Source organism: Actinomycetospora sp., from assembly GCF_055612215.1.
In genome coordinates this window covers 1-1,010 of record NZ_JBVPVA010001001.1, presented here as the reverse complement: position 1 = coordinate 1,010, position 1,010 = coordinate 1, and the positions used below count along the sequence as shown (strand labels likewise).

Annotated in this window: 2 protein-coding genes; both read right to left on the bottom strand. The window is 70.8% G+C overall.

The window, feature by feature from the left end:
• Positions 1–305 (bottom strand): hypothetical protein (locus AC0CYZ_RS27140; RefSeq protein ID WP_472221170.1); only part of this gene is annotated, 305 nt, incomplete at its 3' end.
• A 97-nt stretch (positions 306–402) separates the two neighbouring features.
• Positions 403–1,010 (bottom strand): hypothetical protein (locus AC0CYZ_RS27135; RefSeq protein ID WP_472221169.1); only part of this gene is annotated, 608 nt, incomplete at its 5' end.

The following is a 1,010-nucleotide window of genomic DNA, read 5'->3' as shown; positions in this document are numbered from 1 at the left end:
CCGTCCGGCCCGGGTTCGATCCGCACGATCCGGTGCGTCTTGGTGTCCTGCGGCTGCGGGACCGGGGGCTGGTAGGTGATGACGTCACCCAGCCGGTACTCCGGGGCCGGCTCGGTCAGCACCAGCGTGCCGACCGGCGCGGTCGTCCCCATCGACGGGGTCGCGACCACCTGGTAGCGGCCGCCGTCGCGGTACCAGAGGGCGATCGTGACCATCGCCGCGATGAGCGCGACCCCGGCGAGGGCCGTGAGGAGTGCGGACAGCCGGCGCCGGCCGCGCCGCCCGTGGGCCTGGTCCACCGTCATGCTCCGGATCGGTCTCGGTGTCGGTCTGGATCCCGCGGACCCTGGCGTCCGTCCGCCCACGGACCCGCGGGCGGACGGACGCGGGCAGCCCGCGGCATCAGGACGAGAGCGTCCAGGTGATCGGCTGGGAGCCGGACAGGCCCTGGTAGGTGTTGCCGGCCGAGCTGTCCAGGTAGACGGTGAAGGTGAACGGGATGGTCGTCCCGCTGGCCACCGCCGGGACCAGGGCCGCCGGCAGGTTCACGGTCGTGTTGGCGAGCGTGGAGGCCACGGTGTCGGCCTGCACGGTGGTCGCGCCGCTGGTCACCTTCACGTGGAGCTTCGAGCAGTAGTCGGTCGCGGACCCGTTGTTCGTCGTGCCGTTGTTGCTCTGCGTGCAGGCCCCGAAGGCCATCGTGAACGACGTCGCCGCCGCGGTCCCGGTGTTCTTGAAGTTCACCGTGGTCACGGAGTTGTTGGTGGTCCCCGCGGCGTTCGACGGCACGAGCGTCGTGCTCCCGCCGTACTTGTTGAACGACGTGCACGTCGAGGAGTTCGTGTTGATGCCGCCCGTGCTGTCGGTGCTGTTGCACACCGTGGTGCCCGAGGAGCCGGACTCCTGCAGGACCACGGTCCCGGTCGCCGCGGTGTTCTGCGAGTTGGTGATGGTGGCGACGAACGCCGACAGCGTGTTGGTCATCGCCAGGGCCAGGACCACCGCGCCGA